The sequence below is a fragment of the Bradyrhizobium sp. HKCCYLR20261 genome (genome assembly GCF_051168435.1).
Classification (GTDB): domain Bacteria; phylum Pseudomonadota; class Alphaproteobacteria; order Rhizobiales; family Xanthobacteraceae; genus Bradyrhizobium.
Genome location: NZ_JBNPUZ010000006.1, coordinates 179959 through 201733 on the forward strand (window position 1 = coordinate 179959; position 21775 = coordinate 201733).

The following is a 21775-nucleotide window of genomic DNA, read 5'->3' on the forward strand; positions in this document are numbered from 1 at the left end:
AAAAACTCTCGGGAATCGCGTGAACACGGGTTGTGACCCACTCGCCCCTAACGCATTGATCCGGCTTATCCGGAAGGCCCTGCTGGGATCGCCACGCGGACGACGCGGCCCAACGATGCAAGCCTGCCTTCCCCGCATGAATGCCCGAGACGTGAATCACAAGCCGTCGTCACACCGCGGCGTAGTAGGTCGGGCTTCGAGCGCAGGATCAGCCACTAACACCTCGACATTCAAAAGCCCGGCGGGGTGATCCGGCCGGGCTCGTTCGGTGGGCAGTCGGCACGCGGGCCAAGCGTTCACGTGTCGGGCGCAAGCTGAAACGCTCCCGCCTCCTCGACGCGCTTTACGCCGGGAACGGCTCGCAACGTCGACAGGTGCGACGGATCGATCGAGCCGGTCACGATCGCCAGCCGTGGCAGGACGCGATCGACCGTCACCCCGGCGCGGCTGAGCTTACCAAGCAGGACAGCGTCGTCGCCGGACACCGGCTCACCCATCAGGATCGTCACATTGAGTTTCATCGAATTGCGCCTCCTCAAGGGAGAAAACACAGAAAAGACAAGCCCTTGGAGCATGGCCGAAGGATGACGAAGCGCAGCGTGCCACATCTCTGTTTCGTCCTTCTTACGGGGCGCTCCAACGCGCCAACATCGTCAACGTTCCGTGAACGGCGATTGAACCAGTCCCGCGCCGACGTCCCCTGCGGCCGCATGCAGGGTTTTCGCATTCGCTGTCAGAGCCTTCCATAGAGCGCGGCCGCGCAAGCTAGCGTCCGTTTCGGCCCAAAGACAAGCAACGCCCGCAACGTGCGGCGCCGCCATGCTCGTTCCACGGAGCCGTCTGTACCGGCGCGGCATCGGCACTGCCGAAAAAACACCAGCGCCGGGCGCGGCGATGTCGACACCTCCGATCGCCGGCGCGCTCGCCCCAGACGCCACCCCATTCGAAAAATTGGCAACTCGGAGACGGCTATCAACGGCTCCTACGGCCATGATCGATGGAGAGTTGGCAGGATAGTCGACAGCAGCGATGTGACCCACGTCACGACTGCTCGAGTTGCCTGCAGCTGCGATCATGAGGACACCGGCATCGAGCGCCGCGCCAGCCACGTCGTCATAGATCGAATGAGGCGATGTGCCGGTCGCGACACCTCGTCCGAACGACATCGATATCACATCACAACCATCCTCCAAAGCGCGCTCGATCCCGGCGAGAACGTCGCCATCAGTACCGAAGCCCTTGTCGTTGAGCACCTTGTAGATGTGAAGATCAACTCCAGGAGCAACGCCGTAGCGCATGCGCCCCGTCGTCGCATGCGGCCCGGCCGCGGTCCCTGCGCAGTGCGTGCCGTGCCCCTGAAAGTCGTCGCCCGGGCAACCGAACGCGCTCCACACCTTGACCGGCCGCTCCGCGAAATCCGGATGCGTCTTGTCAAATCCCGAATCCAGAATGCCGAGCTTCACACCGGAGCCCGAGAGCGGCCATCGCGACGCACCTATCGCCGCGATCCCCCAAGTCACTTCACCCGTGTCCTCGTGGATCGAATCGCCGGCCTCATCATAAGAGAAGACGAAGAACTCAGGCATCACGCGTCTTATCCCCGGCATGTCCTCCAGTTCTGCCGAACGGCTCGTGACGTCCTCGGTACCTTTCAGAACGGCGACACCGAGCCGATCGAGAACGACCGCATCGGCGACCTGAACGAGACCGGTGAGGTTCAAGGCCGCAGATCGAAAATCGCTTGTTGCAGCGATATGACTGTTGCCGCCGAGCCCATGCTGCAACAAAGTTCTCCTGACAGATGGAGAAACATCCGTCTCGAACTTTACCAGCCAGTTGCCTGTTGCGACGACCGGCGCAGCCGCGCTGTGAAACCTGTACGGGTTGCCCGACGCACTATCAGAGCGAGCTTCCTCTGGTCCCTCTTGCTCCGACAATGACATAAGGAAAGCCTCATTCAAACAATCAGCACAAGCTACGGCTGGACTCCGGAGAATGGGCTCGACTCATACTACCTGTGGTAGTTTTCGAAAAGAGAAAGATAGGGCAGCATCGCAGCCATACACAGCTCTCATCTTGAGGGTAGCCGAGTGCTTTTTATACTTTCCGAACGATAATCACATGAACGACCTCTCGGCGCCTGTGGCGTCGATGACGACGATCCCGATATCATTGCAGCGTCGAGACATCGTTGTTGCAGGTATAAGCCACTAGATAACTACTCTTCTAGCGCCGGCTCCTAACAGCGCAGGTTGAACGGCATGGTTATTTCTGATAATCCGTAGTTCCCTGAACGATCTGACGGAGCCTTGCTCCGAAGCAGTGCCGCGCTCCTGCCGATGTTAGTCCGCTATCAGTCAGTCTCGCAGCAAGCGAGCATCGTGCTTCTTGAGAGCGGCAGAGCATTCCAATACCGCCCCGGCATAGGCGAGTTAGTAGCTGACTTCTACCTAAACTTGCACTAGTTTCTACCTCGACTCGTTCGCGTCGGGATGAAGATATGCTAGCAGCATTCGTGCTTGCAGTGGTGATTGCAGCGGTAGCGGTGCTCAGACGGTGGCCGGATCACCTTTGTGTTAAAGGCGAGTCGCATGTCACGTGCTTTAGGTCCTGGCTTTCTGCGGTCAGCCCAATCATAGCACTCATCGTCGCGATTGGAATCGCCCTGCCGCAGATGGAAGCAGCGCGCCACTCAGCAGAATCCGCAGAGAGGTCAGCGAACGCCGCGGACCAGTCGGCGAGTACCACAGCCAAAAGCCTTGAGCTCTCCGCGACTGGCCAAAGGGCCTGGCTCAACCCGGCCCGAATTGTCCTTGAGGAACCTCCCGCATTAGATCAAATCGTGAAGGCCGGAGTCGTCTTTACTAATAATGGCAGGGAGCCAGCGTTCGATATCGGCCAACGGCACGAATTGCGAGTGATCGAAGGCTATCTCGTGAGCGCCGGTTCGATCAATTTTGACATTCCCCCGCCAAATTGCGACGGAGTCGTACCAGTCACATCCGGCATTGTGGTTTACCCATCAATGAGCGGCCTCATTGATCAGTATCAGCATCCGATCGACCCCACTCTATTGGCTGACCCCAGTCAGAAAGCCAACTATTCGAAACATGTGATGGAATCGACCGCTATCTTGGTTGCAACGGGATGCATGGCCTACCGCACCGGACTTCGAGCCCGCAGAAGTGCTTATTGTTATTGGCTCGATCTAAGTCCGCTCATCGGTGAGCAGAGAGCGCGCAACCATTCAGATGCTGTGGGATCAATTCTTGAACAACAGCGGCCGCCTCGAGCTGACTTGGGTCGGGTGAACCAGCAAAAATGGATCTGGCGAGCCTGCGAGAAAGGGCACCAAGCGACTTGACTGATTGGAAAGAAAATTGACCGACGCAGAGAGTCTTATCCGCACCATCGAGGTCTGACAACTATCCTCCAAGGCGAGCCCGCAAGCCCCTCGACTGCGCTTCGCCATGATGACGCCATGCTGCCGCCCCGCCTCGCAATCATGTCTGAGCTAGTCGCGAAGGACCGTGTTGGAGCTTATCACTCCCGCCGTCGGTGGCCGACATGGAGGCAGGCTTGGCGAAGAACGAAGCAGCTCGGTTTGTGGTACGGCTCCTCCGCTCGCGCATCCGCGACCATCGGACCGAACTGTCTCAGCTCCGCCGCCACATCCGTCCCGGCGATATCGTCTGCGATGTCGGCGCCAACAAGGGCAGCTTTCTGTATTGGCTGGCGCGGTGGTCGGCGCCCGGGCGGGTCATCGCGTTCGAGCCGCAGCCGGATCTCGCCGCAGGCCTCTCGCGGCTGTGCCGAAGGTTCGCGCTGGACAACGTCGTGATCGAGCCGCGGGCGGCCTATTCCTGCACCAGCCGCAAGACGCTGTTCGTGCCCGACGGCCATCAGCCCGGCGCCTCGCTGCTGCGGCCGGCCGAGACATCGACGGCGCTGGCGGTGCAGACGGTCGCGCTGGACGACTATCTCCCGTCCACCGGGCGCGTCGCGGCCATCAAGATCGATGTCGAGGGCGCCGAGCTGGACGTGCTGCGCGGCGCCATCCGCACCTTGCAGCGCTGCCGGCCGGTGATCGTCGTGGAATGCGACCGGCGGCTGGCCACGCTGGACCGCGTCCAGCAGACGTTTTCGATGCTTGCCAGCCTCGGCTATCGCGGCGCCTTCGTGAACAGGGGCCGGCTGCGTCCGCTCTCGACCTTCGATCCCGACATTCACCAGCGCGCCGACGGCGAATGGTTCTGGAAACGCAAGGACTATTGCAACAACTTCGTGTTCCGGAGCCGGGAGGCGCGAACCTCTTGACGTCAGCCTCTCAGCGGTCGTCCTGGTTATCGTGAGGCCTGAACGAACGCGATCTTGCGCCGAATTCATTTGCAACTTTGCTCATCATCGAGGCTTGCCCCCGCGACAGGGCGGAACAACAATTCAATGTAGTCCGGTCGAGGTCCCACCGTTGATGTCTTGTCGATTGCTCCTTGCAGTTTTTTTCATATCGATTGTTGCAGCGCCTGCGCAGGCCAAGATTTGCGCAACCTACCCGGTCGGACCTCAGCGCCTCGATTGTCTACAGGCCGTCAATTCGAGCCCCAAGAGAGCCGCCAAACTCGAAAGATGCAAAGCGGAAGGCAGGCGAATGGGTCTCTCGGTGAATGTCAAGGGAGGCATGGGTCCCTACGTGTCGGCCTGCATGGCCCGCTAGAGACCTCGCCAGCGCCATTCGCGGCAGACGTTCTGAACTCAATCCGATGCAACGAGACGGGGGCGGTCCGGTCGCATGCGATCGCCGCGTCCCCCGCCGTCCTGAACGCCCGCGATCTCAGGCAGCCGCCGTCGGCAACGCGGAGGCTGCTGGCAGCCCGTGCGAAGGCCGGGCTGACAATTGTGGAAAATTGGGTGGATTGCGGAAAAGCGCGCAGTCCGCCCCTCCGGCAGCCGTGACGGCGCAGGATGGCGGCGTGCCGCGAACTGGCGCCTGAGTCCTTGCTCGGGCGCTCGTCGTCCGGGATGGCGGCCGGTGAAACCATTTCCGCGGCCCGACGACAACGTCCTGAAACAGACCTCGGGCACTCTGCATGGCATCAGATTGACCGATGGGGCTGACCGATGTCCACGCTGCTGACCTTCATTTTCGAATCCTATTGCCTGAGCTGCCGGGCGATGTTCCCGGAGCTCGATGCCGATCGTCCGACCCTTGTGGAGTGATCGATCGGCCGTGGCCGGTTGGCGTGAGGGCGAGGCGATGATGGCAACATCCGTCGCCCGCAGCATTAAGCTTTCCCGTTCAGCTTAACGGCGGCTTCCGTTTGACGGCCTGCTCTCCATCCGCCACCTCGTGGGGCGATGGAGCTCCGACATGTTTGAATTAGGTGTTTTGACCGCAATCTGTTTCATCGCCGCCGTCACGCTCGCGACCATTTACCAGCGCCGCCAGGACGTTCTCTACGGGCCTTACATCGAGGATCGATCGTTGCGCCGGACACCGCGAAAGGACGGCACCGAGGCGCCGTCGTCCTGACCGGCAACGGACTCCTCCGCTAGAAAGAAGGTCTACGGTCGCGGTTTTTTGCGCGCGTTTCTCCCTACGTCGTCATCGCCGGGCTTGTTGTTCCGGCCATCCACGTCGCCCGGCATACTGGGAGAGACGTGGATGCCCGGGACAAGCCCGGGCATGACCGAGCAACACATCGGCGGGATCGCTCGCCGATCCGGCAGCGCATCCAGATGCGATCGCCCCCTTCCCGGAAAGGTGAGACCGAAATCTCGGCGTCTGCCGCTGTCATCATCGGATCGTGGATACGCTTCGGCTGAATCGCATCGTGCGTTAGACCAAGCCCCGGCTGCCGCCGTCATTGATCAGCGCATCGAGCCGGTCGGGGCTGACCTTCTGGCCGCCGGGCGTCTGGATGCTGACGCAGGCCGCGCCGAGGCGCAGGTAGACGTTGGCGGTCAGCAGCGCGTCCTGCGCGCTGCGGCAGCGGATCGTGGCGATCGCGCTTTCGCTCTCGGCCCTGACGGTGAAGGACGCGGCAGCCATGAAAGATGAGCCCGTTTGCATGCGACGGCGGAATCCGCTCGGACTCTATGCAGCGGGGTGTCTACTGCTCATTGAGGTGGATCAAACCGCCCCGCCCCCGTCGCTCGCGAGGCCGACGCATCGGCGATCGTATCTTGGGGCTGGTCTGTTCCCCGGCGACGGCCTGGCGTTTCTACCCTGGGCGGCCGAAGCCGCTTCGGCGCGGCGGAGGCCCGGCCATCCACGTCCTGCGGCTCGCGCAGCCGCCGGGGAGCGTTTCCAGTTCGCCCCCGCTGTCATCGTCCGCGAAAGCGGACGATCCAGTACGCCGTGACATCTCGGTTCAATTTCGTCTGCCACGGCGTACTGGATGCCCCGCTTTCGCGGAGCATGACGGCGGTGGAGACGGCGAGAGCTCGACCGCGACCCCGGTCTCACCCTCACCTGGAGGAGCTGCCGAGCCGCCCTGCCCTCTTCAGCCCCTGTTCAGCGACAGGCTGATGCGGGTGACGAGGCCGTCCCAGTCGCGCTCCCAGGCGCGGGGATAGTTGATCAGGACGCAGTGCACGTAGCCGCCGGTGAAATTGCAGCGGTTGTACCAGACATAGTCGCCCTTGTAGCTCGACACCGCGAAGAAGCGCGAGGTCACGCGCTTGTACTGGATGTTCGGCGGCGGGTTCTTCTTGGCCAGGAAGCGCGCCGGCGAGTCGCCCTGGTCATTGGCGGCGGACTGCACGGTGAGATTGGCGCGGCCGTCCGCGGTCTGGAAGCGCTGGCCATAGCCGTCGGGACGCCCGGCGATCTCGCTGAAGACCGAAGCGGGAATGTCGACCGACGTACCCGTCTCCGGAATCCGGTAGGTGGTCCAGCGCACCGGCTCGGCCTGCGCGGCGGCGGTGCAGCAGCCGAGGCTCGCGGCCAGCGCGAAAGCCTTGATCATTGAAGTCATGTGTTTCGTCCCGAACGGCGTGGAAAGCGGCCACGCTAGACCGGCTTCGCGGCCCCGCAAAGGCCGTGCGTCGGAAACGCCGGCAACAGCGGGAAGTTCACAGCTTGACGCGGCGTCCCCACGTCTGCCGCGGCGCCGTCGAGGCTCCGGTCCACGCCGGACGGGATCGTGCGCCCGACGGGCGATTCGAGACGCGACGACACCAGCGGGACTCCTCTCACCGCGCCGCGGACCACCGCCATCCGCCTGCGCGCGAAAACTGATTTCGTAAACGTCCTCAACGTGATTTGGGTTGTCCAGATCGTGCGGCGAAAAGATTCTTGTTTCGTTTTTCTCGAATTCGTGTTCAATACCCCTGTCCCGCCTCGCGAGAGGGGCGCATCGCGATCGTCACGAGCGTGGAGTGCGGGATGCGGTGGGCGTCGTGGGTTGCAGCATGCTGGTCATGCGGACGAACAATCCTGCGGCGCACGGTCAAGTCGCGCGGTCCTGACATCCCGATGCTGATGTCCGCGCAATGCGCTTAACGCGCGTTGTCGCCATGGTGGCCAGAAAGCCCGGCGCACCAGGGAGAACGCGAAGCAGCCGTTCAAACCATCGCGCAGGGAAGGCTGGGATTTGTCCGGCTGCACCTGTGGTTCCTGCCCCGTGCACTCTGTTCCGCACGGGGGCCGCGGGTGTCAGTGGACGCCCGGCCTTCCCTGCGCCCTCTCCTCACCGGGACGGGCCAAACGACCGCCATGACTCGGGCATCCGTGCCGCGAGAACGCCGCCGGTCGTCCGGCAGCCACCTGCCCTGCCCGCGCCTCACCTGGGCGCGCGGCGCGACGCCAGCGGGATACGACATCGATGATTATGCGGCTGTTGTTTGATGAGCACATCTCCGACGAGAAATTCCGGACCGCCCTTCGCGGCCATCGTTCAGATGATACCGATCATGCTAGCCTCAGCGGGCGCCGTGTTGACGGGTTCGCCACAAAGGTTAACGTCCTGCCACAATGTGGCCGGGGGCAAGACCCGGCCGCTCTATACTTGAGCTACTCCTGCAACCGACTGTTGCCTTGCCGTCGAACCATGCCTGCCAGGGTCCGCAAGCTCACGGCGCTTGGCGCGAACATGCGTTTATCCCGGGAATTAAGCTTAAAAACGTGCGGCCGAGCGGTTCGCAACCTGGCAACTTCATTCGGCAGCCCGGGCGTGCAACAATACTAGGCACAACTCATATCAACCTGAGATTTATTTTACTGACCATTTACTTTCCTCAACTTCGCCCCAAATTTTGCACGATGCTGGGTTCCACTTTCATAATTAGAACTCTTCTGGGACCCCACAAAATGACCATCTCCGGAACGGGATCTAATCACTCGCCATACTTTCGTAGCTCACACTCCGTCTTCGTTTCGCGTACAGAGGTCCACCAATGACAACACTCACAAAAACCCTTCCGACCCATCTCGAAGAGACACGTATCGACACCGAGAAGCTGCGCACCATCCTGATGCTCTGCGGCGCCACCGCATTCGGCTTCATTCTTCACGCCACCTACGGTCTCGATCTCAGCTACGCCTTCTTCTGATTTGATCGGCCCTCCGGTCTCGCCCGGCGGGCTCTTCATTGCCGGACGCAAGCGTGCGTCCTCCGGGCTCGCGGGGTTCATTGATACCGCCCTGCGCGTCGCCTTCCGCGCAGCGAGACGCGTCTCGTCGAAAATGTGGCGGGTGCCGCACAGCAAGGGTCTGATCGCGTTTTGCACAGCCCGGCCGCGCTCCTCCCACAATTCCGCCGTGACAGTTCGGCACGCTGCTGGTGTCGTGAGTCAGGGTTGCTTGAGGACGAGTAGCGTCATGCGTTCGCCAGTGTATGATCTCTATCAGATGAAGCAGGATCGCTTGCCGAAGGGTGCGCGGTCGGCGTGGCTGAGGACGCGGCCCAACGAGCCGCCGCCGGCGGCCGAAGACTGGGTGTTCGTCGGCAAGGAGCGGCATCCGAGCCGCTGGACCATCGCCGAGATGAACGAAAAAGGCACCAGCTATCGCGAGATTCCGATCTGGCTGTCGAGCCGGCGCAGCATGATGGCCAGCCAGACCGCCGACGCCGGCGCACAGTCGCCGGCGGCCTGAGGTGTTGTGAGGATGCGGAGCGGCGGTCCACACGTCGGACCGCTGACGCATCAGGCGAGACGGACGCCGTAATAGTCGTCGACCTTGCGGCCGGTGGCGACATCGCCCCAATTCCATTCGCGCTCGTCGGCGTATTTGGGCGCGCCGCGCAGCTGGTCCTCGGTGACGCCGGTGACGTAGCCGCCGAGCCGCGTATCGTATTTCAGTGATTGCCACGGCAGCGGATAGTGATCGTTGCCCAGTCCGAGAAAGCCGCCGAAGCCGAGCACGACGTAGGACACGCGGCCGCTGAGCTTGTCGATCATGACGCGTTCGATCGTGCCGATCTTGCTGTCGTCGGCGCCATAGACGGCGGTGCCTTCGACCTTGTCGCTGCCGATCAGATTGCCATATTCGCTGGCATCGAGCATCGGATCCATGTGAGCCTCCTGTACGAGATTAGTAGAGTTAAAGGGAATCAACGCCGCCCCGCGGCCGGCCGTTCCTGCGGCAGCTCGCCATCCGGATGCCGCGTCGCCTCGTGCGAGGGCGCATCCGGCGATGTTGTCTGATGCGCGGTCTGCGCGCGCTCCTTGTCCGCCGGCTGCTCCTCGCCGCGTCCGGTCCGAACGATTCCCTGATCATGCTGCGCCATTGCGCGTCTCCTTCGATTGCTGTTCCCCGGAACGACGCCGCCCGCGCCGGTTGGTTCCCGCCTGAGCCAAGGCGCCGCAGATCACGCCGCTGTGGGCACGCCCGAACGAAACGTTGGCGATGGTCCGCCGTTGACGACGGCCCAACAGGAGACCCCGCATGGCAGACGATCGCACCACATCGATGTCCCGCCGCCAGATGGTCGGAGGCACCGCAACGCTTGCGGCTGCCTCGCTGACTTCGGCAACCGCGAAAGGACGTGAAACGATGGCCGCGACTTCCACCGAGACCGAACAGCTCGTCGACCCCACCGACAAATATCCGAAACCACCGTTCGAGAAGCAGTCCCAGCCCTGGCCCGGCCTTGCCAGCAAGATGACTCCCAAGCCCGACCACGGCGAGACCAGCTACAAGGGCTCCGGCCGCCTCGCCGGCCGCAAGGCGCTGATCACCGGCGGGGACTCCGGCATGGGGCGCGCAGCGGCGATCGCCTATGCGCGCGAGGGCGCCGATGTCGCCATCAACTATTATCCGACGGAAGAACCTGACGCCCAGGAGGTCATCGCTCTGATCAAGGCCGAGGGCCGCAAGGCGGTGGCCATTGCCGGCGACCTCCGCGACGAACGATTCTGCGAGCAGCTCGTGCAGCGCGCCGTCGAGGGCCTCGGCGGCCTCGACATCATCGTCAACAACGCCGCCCGCCAGCAGGCCCGCCAATCGATCATGGACGTCTCGTCGGAGGATTTCGACGCCACCATGAAGACCAACATCTACGCCCCGTTCTGGATCATCAAGGCCGCCCTGCCCCACCTCAAGCCGGGCTCAGTCATCATCGGCACGTCTTCGGAACAGGCCTACGATCCCTCCCCGGACCTCTACGACTACGCGCAAACCAAGGCCGCGACCATGAATTACGTGAAGTCGCTCGCCAAGCAGCTCGGACCCAAGGGCATCCGCGTCAACGCGGTCGCTCCGGGACCGATCTGGACGCCACTGCAGGTGTCGGGCGGCGCGACCATGGAGAAGCTCGAGAAGTTCGGCGGCCAGACACCGCTCGGCCGTCCCGGCCAGCCGGCGGAACTGGGCTCGATCTACGTGCAACTGGCGGCGGCCGATGCGAGCTACGCCAACGGACAGGTCTACGGCTCGTCCGGGGGGTCCGGTCAGCCGTGAGGCTGCGCTTAGATCCGGGTGACCGGCTGCGGAAGCGAGTAGGCTTCCGTATGCACCTGGCGGATCGTCGTGAATGCGGCGACCGCCGAGGCGACGCTAAAGGCGGTCAGCAGCGCAATGAGAACGGTACGGGGGGTCATCGGACGCTCCTCCATTCGGGTCCATTGCAAAGGGGGTCAGGGATTCATTGATCGCGGCGCCCAACCGCGCCCCGCTCGACCGGGGCGATCTCGCCGTCGAGCCAATCCTGCTGGAGCGCAAGCGCACTCCAGCCCTGGGCCATGCGCCGGAACCGGCGATAGGCGGGCTCTCCCTGCGCGTGCTCCGCAAGCTGGAGACAATTATCGGCGTTCTCTCGGAAAAGATCTGATTGCTTCATATAAATGAGTTGGTCACCACCGCTCTCCGCTGCAACCGCCTTACGTGAGTTTAATGTCCCGCCAGTTCCACCGGAACTAACGACCACAGCACCGACATCACCAGCGACGCTCATCGCTCCAATGCGCATCCGCGCTCCAACGAGTTGAGCAAAAAACATTGGAACGTTTTGCCCGCAATGAAGTTGAGCCGCTTGTCCCGGTGAAGGCAGGTTCCATTTGCCCGCGAAACCGGCGTCGAACTTGATTTGAGGAATGGCCACGGCTTCTATGCCGGGGTGGGCGAGACTCAGACGAGCACGCTGTCCAACAGCATGCTGCGGGGGAACTGATGAGCGATGTTGAAGCTGGTGCTGGTCCGATGCCAATGCGTCAAGGTTTGGGCCATCACGGCAACGGCGCCGGGCCGGCTGATGCCAGCCAGGACCTACTCCGCGCATTACAGGCCATGCGCTCCGGCGATTTTTCGGTCCGCATGAGCGGCGACTATCTCGGCATCGACGGCAAGATCGCCGATACGTTCAACGAGATCATCGCCGCCAACGAGCGCATGGCGCAGCAGCTCGAACGTGTCGGTCAGGTCGTTGGACGCGAAGGAAAGACGCGCCAGCGCGTGCGGTTCGGGATCGCCAGTGGCTCATGGGCCGACATGGAGAGCTCCATCAACACGCTGATCGATGACCTGCTGTGGCCGACGCGCGAGGTAACTCGCGCCGTCGCAGCCGTGGCGCAAGGCGATCTGCTGCAGACCGTGAAGCTCGATGTCGACGGCCGCCCGCTGGGCGGCGAGTTCCTGCAATCGGCGACCATCGTGAACACGATGATCAAGCAGCTCAGCGTCTTCACCTCGGAAGTCACCCGCGTCGCGCGCGAGGTCGGCACCGAGGGCAAGCTGGGCGGTCAGGCCCAGGTTCCCGAAGTGACGGGCGTCTGGAAGGACCTGACCGAGAGCGTCAACTCGATGGCCAACAACCTCACCGGCCAGGTCCGCAACATCGCCGAGGTCACGATCGCGGTGGCGAACGGAGACCTCTCCAAGAAGATCACCGTCGACGTTCGGGGTGAGATCCTGCAGCTGAAGGAAGCCATCAACACGATGGTCGATCAGCTGCGTTCCTTCGCCTCCGAAGTGACGCGCGTCGCGCGCGAGGTCGGAACTGACGGCAAGCTCGGCGGCCAGGCCATCGTTCCGGGCGTCGCCGGCACCTGGAAGGACCTCACTGACTCCGTCAACGCGATGTGCGGCAATCTCACCGCGCAGGTCCGCAACATCGCCAACGTCACGACGGCGGTAGCGCGCGGCGATCTCTCGCGCAAGATCACCGTCGACGTCCGCGGCGAGATCCTGGAGCTGAAGGACACCATCAACACGATGGTCGATCAGCTCAACGCCTTCGCCTCCGAAGTTACACGCGTGGCGCGCGAGGTCGGCACCGAGGGCAAGCTCGGCGGCCAGGCTCAGGTGCCCGGCGTCGCCGGCACCTGGAAGGACCTGACCGACAACGTCAACTTCATGGCGTCGAACCTGACGGCGCAGGTGCGCAACATCGCCGACGTCGCCACCGCCATTGCCAGCGGCGACCTGTCGAAGAAGATCACGGTCAACGTCTCCGGCGAGATCCTTCAGCTGAAGGAGACGCTAAACACCATGGTCGACCAGCTCAACGCCTTTGCCGGAGAGGTGACGCGCGTGGCCCGCGAGGTCGGCACCGAAGGCCGCCTCGGCGGCCAGGCCAACGTGCTCGGCGTCGCCGGCACCTGGAAGGATCTGACCGAGAGCGTCAACTCGATGGCGTCGAACCTGACGGCGCAGGTCCGCAACATCGCCGAGGTGACGACGGCGGTGGCCAACGGCGATCTGTCGAAGAAGATCACCGTCGACGTGCGCGGCGAGATTCTCGAGCTCAAGGACACCATCAACACGATGGTCGATCAGCTCAACGCCTTCGCCGGCGAAGTGACCCGCGTCGCGCGCGAGGTCGGCACCGAAGGCAAGCTCGGCGGCCAGGCGATGGTGCGCGGCGTCGCCGGCACCTGGAAGGATCTGACCGACAGCGTCAACTCGATGGCGTCGAACCTGACCGGCCAGGTCCGCAACATCGCCGAGGTGGCGACCGCCGTCGCCAAGGGCGACCTGTCGAAGAAGATCACGGTGAACGTGTCAGGCGAAATCCTTCAGTTGAAGGAAACGCTGAACACGATGGTCGATCAGCTCAACGCCTTCGCCGGCGAGGTGACGCGCGTCGCGCGTGAGGTCGGCACCGACGGCAAGCTCGGCGGCCAGGCCGAGGTGCCCGGCGTCGCCGGCACCTGGAAGGACCTGACCGACAGCGTCAACTCGATGGCCGGCAATCTGACCGCCCAGGTCCGCAACATCGCCGAGGTCGCGACCGCGATCGCCGGCGGCGACCTGTCGCGCAAGATCACGGTCGACGTGCGCGGCGAGATCCTGAGCCTGAAGGAAACGTTGAACACGATGGTCGATCAGCTCAACCGCTTCGCGGGCGAGGTGACGCGCGTCGCGCGTGAGGTCGGCACCGAGGGGCGGCTCGGCGGTCAGGCGAACGTGCCGGGCGTCGCCGGCACCTGGAAGGACCTGACCGACAGCGTCAACTCGATGGCCGGCAATCTGACCGCTCAGGTCCGCAACATCGCCGAAGTGACCACCGCCGTGGCGCGCGGCGATCTCTCGCGCAAGATCACCGTCGACGTGAAGGGCGAAATCCTCGAGCTGAAGAACACCATCAACACGATGGTCGATCAGTTGAACGCCTTCGCCTCCGAGGTGACGCGCGTCGCGCGCGAGGTCGGCACCGAAGGCAAGCTCGGCGGCCAGGCAGAAGTGCCCGAAGTCGCCGGCACCTGGAAGGATCTCACCGACAGCGTCAACTTCATGGCCTCGAACCTGACGGCGCAGGTTCGCAACATCGCCGAAGTCGCGACCGCGATTGCCGGCGGTGACCTGTCGAAGAAGATCACGGTCGACGTGCGCGGCGAGATCCTGCTGCTCAAGGACACGTTGAACACGATGGTCGAGCAGCTTCGCTCGTTCGCGGCCGAAGTCACGCGCGTCGCGCGCGAGGTCGGCACCGAGGGACGGCTCGGCGGCCAGGCCGTCGTGCCCGGCGTCGGCGGCACCTGGAAGGACCTCACCGACAACGTCAACCTGCTCGCGGCGAACCTCACGACGCAAGTCCGCAACATCGCCGAGGTCACGACCGCCGTGGCGCGCGGCGACCTCTCGCGCAAGATCACCGTCGACGTAAAGGGCGAGATTCTCGAGCTGAAGAACACCATCAACACCATGGTCGATCAGCTCAACGCCTTCGCCGGCGAAGTGACGCGCGTGGCGCGCGAGGTCGGCACCGAAGGCAAGCTCGGTGGCCAGGCGCAGGTGCCGGGCGTCGCCGGCACCTGGAAGGACCTCACCGACACCGTGAATTTCATGGCAGCCAATCTGACCGAACAGGTGCGCGGCATCGTCAAGGTCGTCACCGCCGTCGCGAATGGCGACCTCAAACAGAATCTGACCGTGAAGTCGAAGGGCGAGGTCGCCGCGCTTGCCGAAACCATCAACAACATGACGGAGACGCTCGCAACCTTCGCCGATCAGGTCACCAGCGTGGCCCGCGAGGTCGGCGTCGAGGGCCGCCTCGGCGGCCAGGCCAACGTGCCCGGGGCCGCCGGCACCTGGAAGGACCTGACCGGCAACGTCAACCTGCTAGCGGCCAACCTGACGTCGCAGGTCCGCGCCATTGCCGAGGTCGCGACCGCGGTGACCAAGGGCGACCTCACCCGCTCCATTCAGGTCGATGCGCGCGGCGAGGTCGCCGAGCTCAAAGACAACATCAACACGATGATCACCAATCTGAGGCTCACCACCGACCTCAATACCGAGCAGGACTGGCTGAAGACCAACCTCGCCAAGTTCACCAACATGCTGCAAGGCCAGCGCGACCTGACCACGGTCGGACGGCTGCTGCTGACGGAGCTGACGCCGTTGGTGAATGCGCATCGCGGCGTGATCTACCAGGTCGAGACCGAGCCCGGGCCGCAACTGCGACTGCTCGCCTCCTATGCCGACGACGGCGTCTTTCCGCATCGCCAGCACGTCCAGTTCGGCGAAGGATTGATCGGGCAATGCGGCATCGACAAGCGCCAGCGTCTGGTCTCCGAAATTCCATCCGACGTGATTCCGGTCGGTTCCGCCCTGCTCCGGGCCATTCCAAAGAACCTCGTCGTCCTGCCGGTGTTGTTCGAAAACCAGGTCAAGGCGGTGATCGAACTGGCGTCGCTCAGCCCGTTCACGACCTCGCAAATGACATTCCTCGAACAGCTCACCGACTCGATCGGCATCGTCCTCAACTCGATCGAGGCCACGATGCAGACCGAGGGCCTCTTGAAGCAGTCCCAGCAGCTCGCCGCCGAGCTTCAGGCCCAGCAGCGCGAGCTGCAGCAGACCAACGAGCAGCTCGAGCAGAAGGCTCAGCAGCTTGCCGAGCGCAACGTCGAGGTCGAACGCAAGAACCAGGAGATCGAGCAGGCGCGGCGTGCTCTTGAAGAGAAGGCGACCGAGCTGGCGCTGACATCGAAGTACAAGTCCGAGTTCCTCGCCAACATGTCGCACGAGCTGCGGACGCCGCTGAACAGCATCCTGATCCTCGGCCAGCAGCTCACCGAGAATCCAGACGGCAATCTGACCGTGAAGCAGGTCGAATTCGCCCGCACCATTCACGGCGCCGGGACCGACCTGCTCAACCTGATCAGCGACATCCTCGATCTCTCCAAGATCGAGTCCGGCACCGTGACGGTCGATGCCGAGGAGATCCTCACCGCCAATCTGCTGGAGACCGTCGGCAGACCGTTCCGGCACGAGGCGGACAACCGCCTGCTGGCGTTCAACATCGATGTCGATCCGAACCTCGCGCGCAGCATCGTCACCGACTCGAAGCGCCTGCAGCAGGTGTTGAAGAACCTGCTCTCGAACGCATTCAAGTTCACCGCCGAAGGTGGCGTGCGCCTGAAGGTCTCCGCGGCCCTGGGCGGATGGAGCAGCGAACACCCCGTGCTCAACCACGCGCCGGCGGTGATCGCCTTCGAAGTCTCAGATACCGGTATCGGGATTCCGCAGGACAAGCAGAAGCTGATCTTCGAGGCGTTCCAGCAGGCCGACGCCGGTACGAGCCGAAAGTACGGCGGAACAGGTCTCGGCCTCGCGATCAGCCGCGAGCTCGCCAACCTGCTGGGCGGCGAGATCCATCTCAAGAGCGCGCCCGGCAAGGGCAGCACCTTCACGCTGTATCTGCCGCTCAAATATTCCGGCCCGGCGACGGCGCCGCGCACCAGTGCGCCCTCGCCCATTCCCTACGTTTCGACGCCGTCCTTGCAGCAGGCGGCCGTTCCGGAGCGGGTCATCGAGGCGCCACCGGATGATCGTCTCCATCTCGAACCCGGCGACACGATCCTGCTGGTGGTCGAGGACGATCCGCACTACGCGCGGGTGCTGATCGATCTCGCGCGTGACAAGGGCTTCAAGGTGCTGGTCGCCAGCCGCGGCGCCGAAGCGCTCGATCTCGCCAAGCAATATCAGCCTGCCGCGATCTCGCTCGACGTCTTCCTGCCGGACATGCTGGGCTGGACCGTCCTGAGCCAGCTCAAGCACAATCCGCTGACGCGGCACATTCCCGTCCAGATCATCACGCTCGATGAGGATCGCCAGCACGCGCTCGCCCGCGGGGCGTTCTCCTTCGTCAGCAAGCCGACGACCACGGAGGGCGTCAGCGCCGCCCTGTCCCAGATCAAGGAATATGCGAAGCCGCGACGCAAGCGTCTGCTGATCGTCGAGGACAATGCGGCCGAGCAGCTGAGCATCCGTGAATTGCTCGGCCATGATGACATCGAGATCGTGGCCGCCGCGACCGGCGCCGCGGCGCTCGAGACCCTGCGCAGCGCGCCCTGCGACTGTGTCGTCCTCGACCTGCGCCTGCCGGACATGAGCGGCTTCGACGTGCTCGATCAGTTGCGCTCCGACGAGCAATTGTCGAGCGTTCCCGTGGTCGTCTTTACAGGCCGTGAATTGTCGGCCGAGGAGGATGCGGAACTTCACACGATGGCACGGAGCATCGTCGTCAAGGGCGTGGAGTCGCCGGAACGGCTGCTCGACGAAACTTCATTGTTCCTGCATCGGGTGATCACGGAACTGCCGCTCGAGAAGCAGCGCATGCTGGAGAAGTTGAACAGTTCCGATGAGGATCTCATCAACAAGACCGTGCTGCTCGTCGATGACGATGCCCGCAACATCTTCGCGCTCTCCAGCGTGCTGGAACGGCGCGGCATGAAGGTGCTCACGGCGACGACCGGCAGCGAAGCGATCGAACTCGTGCAGAGTAATCCGGAGATCGCGATCGTCCTCATGGACATCATGATGCCGCAGATGGATGGTTACCAGACGATCGGCGTGATCAGGCAGAACCCTGCCTTCGTCCGGCTCCCCATCATCGCGTTGACCGCGAAAGCCATGAAGGGAGACCGCGAAAAGTGCCTCGAGGCTGGCGCCTCCGACTATCTGGCAAAACCCGTCAACACCGAGCAGCTGCTTCTTGCGATCCGCATGTGGCTGCACCGCTGAACGGCTGATTCACGATGGAACATGAGAAGGTCAACATCCTCCTGGTCGACGATCAGCCGGCGAAGCTGCTGGCTTATGAAGTCATCCTGAAGGAACTCGGCGAGCACCTCGTCGTCGCCACATCGGGCCGCGAGGCACTCGAGATCTTGTTGAAGAACGAGATCGCGGTGATCCTCGTCGACGTCTGCATGCCAGAGCTCGACGGCTTCGAGCTGGCGCAGATGATCCGCGAGCATCCACGGTTCCAGAAGATCGCCATCATCTTCATCTCGGCCATCCAGGTCAGCGACTTCGACCGTCTGCGCGGCTACGAGATGGGCGCCGTCGACTACGTGCCTGTTCCGGTCGTGCCGGAAGTCTTGCGCGCGAAGATCAAGGTCTTCACCGAGCTCTATCGGAAGACGCGCGAGCTGGAGCATCTCAACAGAGAGCTCGAAAACCGCGTGCGCGCACGCACTGCCGAGCTCGAGAGATCGACCGCGAAGCTCGTCGAGAGCGAGCAGCGGCGCAGCATGGCCATTGCCGCCGGCCGCATGGGCTCCTGGGATTGGGATGGAGCGAACGGCGACTGGATGTGGGACGAAGGCCAATACCGCATCTTCGGTGTCTCGCCGCAGAGCTTCGAGCTGAACACGGTGAACATCATGTCGCTCGTGAACCGGGAGGATGCCGAACGGGCCCGCCAAGTGATGGCGGAGTTCAGCCGCGGCACGAGCTCCTACGAAGCGGAATTCCGGATCAACAGGCCGGATGGCGAGGAGCGATGGTGCGTGGGAACGGCAGCGGCGACCACCGACAAAGCGGGGCGCGTCGTCCGTGTCAGCGGCGTGACAATCGACATCACCGAGCGCAAGCGCGCTGAAGAACGCCAGAACCTCTTGACGCGCGAGGTCGACCACCGCGCCAAGAACGCCCTGACCCTTGCTCAATCCATCGTCCGGCTGACCAAGGCGGACAACGTGAAGACCTATGTCAGCGCCGTCGAGGGGCGGATCAGCGCCCTCGCCCGTGTCCATACGATCCTGTCGCTGTCGAGCTGGCAGGGCGCCAAGATGAGCAGGCTGGTGGCCGAGGAGCTCGCGCCCTACGCGACAGGCGGCCAGGTGGCCTTCGGCGGTGCCGACCTGCAGCTCGAACCGGCGATGGCGCAGACCCTCGCGCTGGCGCTGCATGAGCTCGTGACGAACTCGGCCAAGTACGGGGCGCTCTCGGTCCGCTCCGGTCATCTCTCGGTCGAGTGGACGATCGAGGATGACCGCCTTGATCTGACGTGGATCGAAACCGGCGGCCCGCTGGTGCGCGTGCCGACGGTCCGCGGGTTCGGGACGCGCAGCCTGATGGCGAGCGTCGAGAGCCAACTGGGCGGACGGGCCAATTTCGATTGGCGTCCCGAGGGACTGGTGTGCCGGCTCGTGGTCCCGCTGCGGCCCGGCGCCACCCCGCCGGAGATCACGAGCTCCTATGCGGCCATCAGCCCAGACGGCGCGAAGCAGCGTGCGGCGGGCTGAGCCGTCGCATCACCATCAACTTTGGGTGTCGCGCGCGATCCGAACCGGCACCGATTTCGCCGCCGGCACCTTGCTGCCTTCGGCGTAGTGCCACAACGGAATCAGACCGTTGCACTCCGGATAATACGCACCGACGCTATGACGCGGGATGTCGAACGCGACCGCCTGCAGGCCTCCGAGCGAGCGCGGCACGCCGTCATCGGCCTCCGTCGACAGCCGCACGAACTCGCCCTGCTTGATGCCGAGATCGGCCATGTCGGTCGCGTTCATGAAAATCACCATGCGGCCGCCGGTCACGCCGCGGAAGCGGTCGTCCTCGTTGTAGATCGTGGTGTTGAACTGGCCATCGGCGCGCAAGGTCATCAGCTGAAAGACGCCGTTGCCCTGCTGCGGCGGAGTGAGCGCCGCCTTGGGCACGGTGAAATTGGCCTTGCCCGTCGACGTCTTCCATTTGCGCTCGCGCGCGCCGAGCGGCCGCGGAAAGCCGCCGGGCTGAAACAGGCGCTCGTTGAAATCCTTGAACTGATCGGGATAGGTACGCTCGATGGCATCCCTGACCAGCGCGTAGTTGCCAACCCAGGCATCCCAGTCGACGCGCGGATTGGTCTTCAGCGTCGCCTTGGCCAAGCCTGCGACGATCGCCGGCTCGGACAGCAAGCCGTCCGCAACCGGCTGGCGCTGGCCGCGGGAGCCGTGGATGCAGGTCGTGGAATCCTCCATCGACACCGCCTGCTCGCCGCTGGCCTGCCGGTCGATCTCGATCCGACCGAGGCATGGCAGCAAATAGGTGACCTCGCCCGGCACGACGTGCGTCCGATTCAGTTTAGTGGCGACCTGCACTGACAGACGCAGTTTCGACCAGGCCGGCTCCATCAGCGTTCGCTCAGGCACGGCACGCAGGAAATTGCCGCCGAGGCCGACAAAGCCCTTCACCTCACCCTTGATGACGCCCTCGCAGGCGTCGACGGTCGCGAGACCATCCCAGCGCGGCGGCTCGAAATCATAGAGCTGCGCCAGCTTGTCGAGCGGCACCAGCTTGGTCTTTTCCGAGATGCCGACCGTGCGCTGTCCCTGCACATTGGAGTGGCCGCGAACCGGCGAGATGCCGGCACCGGGCTTGCCGATGTTTCCGCGCAGCAGCAGCAGGTTCACAATCATCTTGGCCGTCTCGACGCCGTGGCGATGCTGCGTGATTCCCATGCCGTAATTGGCGATCACGGCATGGGAGGCCGCATAGACCTTGGCCGCCTCCAGGATCGCCGCACGATGGAGGCCGGAGGCACGCTCGATGTCGCTCCAGGACGCCTGCCGGCAGGCGGTCGCGAAGGCATCGAAGCCGGACGTATGCTGCTCGATGAAGGCGACATCGAGAACGCGCGGGCTCTTCGAGGCGATCGCGGCATCATCCGCCTCGATCACCGCCTTGCACATGCCGAGCAGCGCAGCTGCATCGCCGCCGACGCGCAGCTGATGATACTGGGTGCTGATCCGCGTGCCGCCGGTCAGCACCATCTCGATCGGATTTTGCGGATCGGTGAAGCGCTCCAGCCCGCGCTCGCGCAGCGGGTTGAAGGTGATGATCGGGACACCTCTCTTCGCGGCCCGCTGCAACGGATGCAGCATGCGCGGCGAGTTGGTCGTCGTGTTCTGGCCGAAGAAGAAGATGCAGTCGGCCTTGTCGTAATCCTCCAAGAGGACCGTTCCCACGGGAACGCCGATCACCTCGGGCAGCGCCACCGAGGTGGACTCATGGCACATGTTCGAACTGTCGGGGAAATTGTTCGTGCCGTACATACGCCCGAACAGCTGATACATGTAGCTGGTCTCGAGCGACGCGCGGCCGGATGTGTACATGACCACGGAGCGCGGATCGAGCTTGTTCAGCTCAGCACCGATGGCCCGGAACGCCTCGTCCCAGCTGACGGGGACGTAGCGATCGGACCCGGCATCATAACGCATCGGATGCGACAGACGCCCCTGCTCTTCCAGCTGATGGTCGGACCAGGTCCGCAGCTCCGCAAGCGGGTGCTGGGCGAAGAACTCCGGGCCGACCGTCTTGCCGGTGATTTCCCAGGCGGTGGCCTTGGCGCCGTTCTCGCAGAACTCGAAGGGATGCGGTTTCGCCGGCTTGGCCCAGGAGCAGCTGACGCACATGAAGCCGCCGGGCTTGTTCTGCTTGAGCAGGATCTCGCTGCCGAGCAGCGTCACCTCTTCCTGCGTCAGGATGCTGGCGACGGCATGCACCGAGCCCCAACCGCCGGCGGGAGAGTCGTAGTCCTGGATTTTTGCTTTTTCACTCACGGCACATCTCCGCGGCCCATTCACGCCCGGCCAACACGGGATGAGCAGCGAAGTTCCG

Annotated in this window: 17 protein-coding genes; 8 read left to right on the forward strand and 9 right to left on the reverse strand. The window is 63.7% G+C overall.

Features of this window, described 5'->3' with window-relative positions:
• Positions 1–296: 296 nt before the first annotated feature.
• Together ACQR1L_RS16255 and ACQR1L_RS16260 are read right to left on the reverse strand one after the other, a co-directional pair.
• Positions 297–521, reverse strand: coding sequence for a hypothetical protein (locus ACQR1L_RS16255; RefSeq protein ID WP_434858945.1), 225 nt, complete (start codon positions 519–521; stop codon positions 297–299).
• 132 nt (positions 522–653) lie between these two features.
• Entirely contained in the window at positions 654–1784 is a 1131-nt protein-coding gene (locus tag ACQR1L_RS16260; RefSeq protein WP_434858946.1) for a S8 family serine peptidase, read from the reverse strand.
• 716 nt (positions 1785–2500) lie between these two features.
• Between ACQR1L_RS16260 and ACQR1L_RS16265 the strand changes: the two genes are divergently transcribed.
• The 3 genes from ACQR1L_RS16265 (at position 2501) to ACQR1L_RS16275 (ending at position 5530) form a co-directional block, all read left to right on the forward strand.
• Positions 2501–3364 carry a hypothetical protein gene (locus ACQR1L_RS16265; RefSeq protein WP_434858947.1) on the forward strand — a complete coding sequence of 288 codons (864 nt, stop codon included), beginning with the start codon at positions 2501–2503 and terminating at the stop codon, positions 3362–3364.
• Positions 3365–3579: 215 nt separating this feature from the next.
• The gene (locus ACQR1L_RS16270; RefSeq protein WP_434858948.1) at positions 3580–4317 is read left to right on the forward strand and encodes an FkbM family methyltransferase; all 738 of its coding nucleotides are present in this window, start codon (positions 3580–3582) and stop codon (positions 4315–4317) included.
• A 1051-nt stretch (positions 4318–5368) separates the two neighbouring features.
• A complete protein-coding gene (locus ACQR1L_RS16275; RefSeq protein WP_434858949.1) occupies positions 5369–5530 on the forward strand; it encodes a hypothetical protein in 162 nt (53 codons plus the stop codon).
• A 306-nt stretch (positions 5531–5836) separates the two neighbouring features.
• Here the strand turns inward: ACQR1L_RS16275 and ACQR1L_RS16280 are convergent, their stop codons facing one another.
• Both ACQR1L_RS16280 and ACQR1L_RS16285 read right to left on the reverse strand, forming a co-directional pair.
• The gene (locus ACQR1L_RS16280; RefSeq protein WP_434858950.1) at positions 5837–6049 is read right to left on the reverse strand and encodes a hypothetical protein; all 213 of its coding nucleotides are present in this window, start codon (positions 6047–6049) and stop codon (positions 5837–5839) included.
• Positions 6050–6503: 454 nt separating this feature from the next.
• Positions 6504–6977 carry a hypothetical protein gene (locus ACQR1L_RS16285; RefSeq protein ID WP_434858951.1) on the reverse strand — a complete coding sequence of 158 codons (474 nt, stop codon included), beginning with the start codon at positions 6975–6977 and terminating at the stop codon, positions 6504–6506.
• 1420 nt (positions 6978–8397) lie between these two features.
• Here ACQR1L_RS16285 and ACQR1L_RS16290 point away from each other — a divergent pair.
• Both ACQR1L_RS16290 and ACQR1L_RS16295 read left to right on the forward strand, forming a co-directional pair.
• Positions 8398–8553, forward strand: coding sequence for a hypothetical protein (locus ACQR1L_RS16290; protein ID WP_434858952.1), 156 nt, complete (start codon positions 8398–8400; stop codon positions 8551–8553).
• 268 nt (positions 8554–8821) lie between these two features.
• Positions 8822–9097 carry a hypothetical protein gene (locus ACQR1L_RS16295; RefSeq protein WP_434858953.1) on the forward strand — a complete coding sequence of 92 codons (276 nt, stop codon included), beginning with the start codon at positions 8822–8824 and terminating at the stop codon, positions 9095–9097.
• A 50-nt stretch (positions 9098–9147) separates the two neighbouring features.
• Here ACQR1L_RS16295 and ACQR1L_RS16300 read toward each other — a convergent pair whose 3' ends face one another.
• Both ACQR1L_RS16300 and ACQR1L_RS16305 read right to left on the reverse strand, forming a co-directional pair.
• The gene (locus tag ACQR1L_RS16300) at positions 9148–9516 is read right to left on the reverse strand and encodes a PRC-barrel domain-containing protein (protein ID WP_434858954.1); all 369 of its coding nucleotides are present in this window, start codon (positions 9514–9516) and stop codon (positions 9148–9150) included.
• Between the two features lie 38 nt (positions 9517–9554).
• Complete coding sequence (locus tag ACQR1L_RS16305) at positions 9555–9731, reverse strand: hypothetical protein (RefSeq protein WP_434858955.1); 177 nt, start codon at positions 9729–9731, stop codon at positions 9555–9557.
• 158 nt (positions 9732–9889) lie between these two features.
• On the opposite strand from ACQR1L_RS16305, the gene ACQR1L_RS16310 reads away from it, so the two are divergent.
• Positions 9890–10903 (forward strand): SDR family oxidoreductase, encoded by a 1014-nt coding sequence (locus tag ACQR1L_RS16310; RefSeq protein WP_434858956.1) that lies wholly within the window; start codon positions 9890–9892, stop codon positions 10901–10903.
• A gap of 8 nt (positions 10904–10911) precedes the next feature.
• Here the strand turns inward: ACQR1L_RS16310 and ACQR1L_RS16315 are convergent, their stop codons facing one another.
• Positions 10912–11043 carry a hypothetical protein gene (locus ACQR1L_RS16315; protein ID WP_277996588.1) on the reverse strand — a complete coding sequence of 44 codons (132 nt, stop codon included), beginning with the start codon at positions 11041–11043 and terminating at the stop codon, positions 10912–10914.
• Positions 11044–11087: 44 nt separating this feature from the next.
• Positions 11088–11282, reverse strand: a complete 195-nt coding sequence (locus ACQR1L_RS16320) for a hypothetical protein (protein ID WP_434859244.1) — start codon at positions 11280–11282, stop codon at positions 11088–11090.
• 365 nt (positions 11283–11647) lie between these two features.
• Between ACQR1L_RS16320 and ACQR1L_RS16325 the strand changes: the two genes are divergently transcribed.
• A complete protein-coding gene (locus ACQR1L_RS16325) occupies positions 11648–17908 on the forward strand; it encodes a HAMP domain-containing protein (protein ID WP_434858957.1) in 6261 nt (2086 codons plus the stop codon).
• A 14-nt stretch (positions 17909–17922) separates the two neighbouring features.
• Positions 17923–19416: an HWE histidine kinase domain-containing protein gene (locus ACQR1L_RS16330; RefSeq protein ID WP_434858958.1), complete on the forward strand. Its 1494-nt coding sequence runs from the start codon at positions 17923–17925 to the stop codon at positions 19414–19416.
• Between the two features lie 15 nt (positions 19417–19431).
• Here ACQR1L_RS16330 and ACQR1L_RS16335 read toward each other — a convergent pair whose 3' ends face one another.
• On the reverse strand, positions 19432–21717 hold the full coding sequence (locus tag ACQR1L_RS16335; protein ID WP_434858959.1) for an FdhF/YdeP family oxidoreductase: 2286 nt from the start codon (positions 21715–21717) through the stop codon (positions 19432–19434).
• Positions 21718–21775 lie beyond the last annotated feature (58 nt).